General features: G+C 46.5%; 3 protein-coding genes. 2 read left to right on the top strand and 1 reads right to left on the bottom strand.

All coding sequences use genetic code 11. The features are described 5' to 3' along the window. Window positions 1-107: 107 nt before the first annotated feature. A complete protein-coding gene (locus tag B9J84_RS07660; protein WP_010320695.1) occupies window positions 108-1,628 on the bottom strand; it encodes a fumarate hydratase in 1,521 nt (506 codons plus the stop codon). A 176-nt stretch (window positions 1,629-1,804) separates the two neighbouring features. Here B9J84_RS07660 and pabB point away from each other — a divergent pair, with 176 nt between their 5' ends. Further along, window positions 1,805-3,196, top strand: a complete 1,392-nt coding sequence (gene pabB, locus B9J84_RS07665) for an aminodeoxychorismate synthase component I (RefSeq protein WP_094123874.1) — start codon at window positions 1,805-1,807, stop codon at window positions 3,194-3,196. A gap of 65 nt (window positions 3,197-3,261) precedes the next feature. Then, window positions 3,262-3,852, top strand: a 591-nt coding sequence (locus B9J84_RS07670) for a CoA pyrophosphatase (RefSeq protein ID WP_094123875.1), incomplete at its 3' end; no start/stop codon positions are given.

The raw sequence follows: 3,852 nt of genomic DNA on the forward strand, positions 1-3,852 counted from the left end.
GCATCTACCCTCCTAGTTTTGCAAATGAGCATTTCAATTATCTACTGATTTATAGACGATAACTGCAGCCTAAGCTGCAGTTATCGTGAGAACGCGATGAGATCAGATTAAGCTTTCTTTTGAGCTTCGGCAATCTTCACTTTCCATGTGTCTGGGCCTATTTGGTGAGCATTCGCGCCACGCGAGTCCACCGCAACCGTGACTGGCATGTCTTCAACTTCGAATTCATAAATGGCTTCCATACCTAAATCTTCGAATGCCACCACGCGTGCTTTCTTAATCGCTTTCGCCACTAAGTAAGCCGCGCCACCCACCGCCATCAAGTAGACCGCTTTGTGGTTTTTGATTGACTCCACCGTCGCAGGTCCACGCTCTGCTTTGCCTATCATCCCCATAATGCCCGTTTCATCAAGCATCATGTCGGTAAATTTGTCCATACGTGTCGATGTGGTCGGGCCTGCTGGACCAACAACTTCATCACCCACCGCATCAACGGGGCCAACGTAATAGATAAATTTACCTTTAAGATCGACGCCTTTAGGCAGCCCTTCGCCATTTTGCAACATTGCTTGGAGTCGTTTATGTGCGGCATCGCGGCCCGTTAAAATCTTACCGGAAAGAAGCAGTGTTTCACCGGTTTTCCACTCTTGAACCTCTTCTTTAGTAACCGCATCAAGGTTGACGCGGCGCGCGCTTGCTCCTGCGTCCCACACAATTTGTGGCCAATCTTCTAGCTTTGGTGGTGTAAGTTCAGCAGGGCCCGTACCGTCTAGCGTAAAGTGAACATGGCGGGTCGCCGCACAGTTAGGGATCATACAAACAGGTTTAGACGCGGCGTGAGTCGGCGCTGTTTTGATTTTTACATCCACAACTGTGGTTAAGCCACCAAGCCCTTGCGCACCAATGCCTAAACGGTTCACGCGGTTAAAAATATCTAAACGCAGTTCTTCTTCCGCATTTTGTGGACCACGATCAATCAGTTCTTGAATATCGATATGCTCCATCAGTGATTCTTTTGCAAGCACAGCCGCCTTTTCTGCGGTGCCGCCAATACCAATGCCGAGCATACCCGGAGGACACCAACCCGCCCCCATCAAGGGTACGGTTTTTTCTACCCATTCAGCAATGTCATCGGAAGGATTGAGCATTACCATCTTGGTTTTGTTCTCACTGCCGCCGCCTTTGGCTGCGATTTGAATGTCGACTTTATTTCCTGGCACCATATTGATATGAACGACAGCAGGCGTATTGTCTTTAGTATTAATACGCTTACCAGCAGGATCCATTAATATAGAAGCGCGCAATGGGTTATCTGGATTGGTGTACGCTTGACGAACTCCTTCATCAATCATTTCTTGCACCGTGAGATCAGACTCCCATTGCACATTCATACCAATGTTGACAAAACAGGTTACGATGCCGGTATCTTGGCAAATGGGTCGATGCCCTTCTGCTGACATGCGCGAGTTAATGAGAATTTGTGCGATCGCATCTTTCGCAGCTTGGCTCTCTTCTCGATGATAAGCCTTTTCTAACGCTTGAATGAAGTCCAGAGGGTGGTAGTAAGAGATATATTGAAGAGCGTCAGCGACACTGCTGATCACATCCTGCTTGCGAATTACCGTCATTGCGTGCCTCGTTATTGTTATGCTTCTCTTGACTGTTGCGTGTTCCTCATTCAATAAGCGGTAAGCTTATCAGCAAAAAATCAACTTATTGATGTGATTCAATCAAGTAGCAGCTTTTAATTTGCATTTTATGATACTCTTGCTTTACTCAACACGCCATGCAGTGATCGGTCTCTTTGTCACAAATTACGCAAATGAACAACAACGAATTCAATCATATCCAAGTTAACGCACTGACTTACCATGTCGATCTCGCTCACCAATTGTTTTCTAAAATCGAAGACTGCCCGTGGGCTATGCTGTTGCGCTCCGCCTCTAAGACGCATATCGATAGCCGTTTTGATGTTTTAGTCGCTGAACCACTGGTCACCTTAGTGACACAAGGGGGTAAAACGACGGTATGCGAACCGCAGTCTCGTTATGATTCTCAGGCAGACCCATTCCAACTGCTCAAACAGTTGCAGCAGCAGTATTTGCCCGATGTTCAAAGCGATATAGACCTTCCTTTCGTGGGCGGTGCACTCGGTTATTTTGCCTATGACTTAGGGCGGCAGATAGAACGAATTCCAACGCTCGCTGAGCACGATCTATCCACACCTGATATGGCGATTGGTCTCTATCAATGGGCTGTGGTCGTTGATCATTTGCACCAAGCCGCCTACGTGGTGGGCAATCATATTGATGAAGCATGGCAATGGCTCAACACTCAGAACTCCAAAAACAACGGCCATTTTGCATTACGCTCTGATTGGCAATCCAACATGAGTAAAGAGAGCTACCAACGGAAATTTGAGCAAATCCAGCACTATTTGCTCAGTGGTGATTGTTATCAAATCAACCTTGCACAGCGTTTTCAAGCGCATTATGAAGGCAGTGAATGGCAAGCTTATCAAAAACTGGAAGCGTTTAATTGCGCACCATTTTCGGCTTTTATTCGCTTAGAGGAGTCAGCGATTTTGAGTGTCTCCCCCGAGCGTTTTATGCAGGTCAAACACAACATCATCGAAACTAAGCCGATAAAAGGCACCCGACCAAGAAGCGATAACCCCAGCATTGACGCCGCTAACGCGGCAGACCTTGCTTGCGCAGAAAAAGATCAAGCAGAAAACTTGATGATCGTTGACCTATTACGAAACGATGTTGGCCGTGTGGCAAAGCCGGGGTCTGTACATGTGCCTAAGCTGTTCGATATTGAAAGTTTTCCTGCCGTGCATCACCTTGTTAGTACCATTCGCGCAGAACTTGATTCCGCCTATTGCGCGGCCGATCTATTAAGAGCCAGCTTCCCCGGAGGCTCAATTACTGGCGCACCAAAAGTACGTGCAATGGAAATTATTGAGGAGTTAGAGCCTCACCGCCGTAGCGCTTACTGTGGCAGCATCGCCTATATTAGCCGCCACGGGACAATGGACAGCAGTATTACTATCCGAACTTTGGTGGCAGAAAAGCAACAACTGCACGTTTGGGCTGGTGGCGGTATTGTTGCCGATAGTCAGTGTGAGCTTGAATATCAGGAGACACTGGATAAACTGAGCCGAATTTTACCTGTGCTCGAACAACCTCGTTAACCTTTCCAAGGTTTATTGAACTAGGCTAAAAAGAGGTAGACGCAAAATCCGAATAGGTAACGAAAATGAAGAGAAACAGCGTACAGACTGCGACCCCCTTGACAAAAGATCGGCTTATCCAGCGCTTTCAGTTGCAACAACCTGTGCCTTATCATGAAGAATCTATCCGTCGTGTGGCACACCTTGCTCCCCAAACTTTACGCAAGGCTTCAGTGTTAATTGGTTTTGTTGAGCGGCAGAATGGTTTAAATGTGGTATTAACCAAAAGAGCTGCACACCTTAAACATCATCCGGGACAAATCAGTTTTCCTGGCGGGAAATATGAGGAAGTCGATGGCTCGCTGCAGATCACTGCGCTTCGTGAAGTAAGAGAAGAAATTGGAATTCTAGCAAACGACATCACTATTTTTGGGCAACTACCTGAATTAGTTACCGTCAGTAAATTTGTAGTGACGCCCTTTCTTGCTTTTATCAACCCCAATTACAAAGCTATTATTGATACCAATGAAGTGGACGAAATATTTGAAGTTCCCGCCCACCATCTGTTTGATCGAAACAAACTCTATAGCGAATTATTTCAAGTAAAAAATCAACGACATCGCGTTTTCGCCATCCCTTATCAACATCATTTTATTTGGGGGATGACAGCGCAGATC

Origin of the sequence: Vibrio sp. V03_P4A6T147, assembly GCF_002241085.1 — a bacterium.
GTDB classification, from domain to species: Bacteria; Pseudomonadota; Gammaproteobacteria; order Enterobacterales; family Vibrionaceae; genus Vibrio; species Vibrio anguillarum.

Excerpts from the sequence above, each read along its gene's own strand:
- B9J84_RS07660 (WP_010320695.1), bottom strand. The coding sequence starts at position 1,628 with ATGACGGTAATTCGCAAGCAGGATGTGATCAGCAGTGTCGCTGACGCT.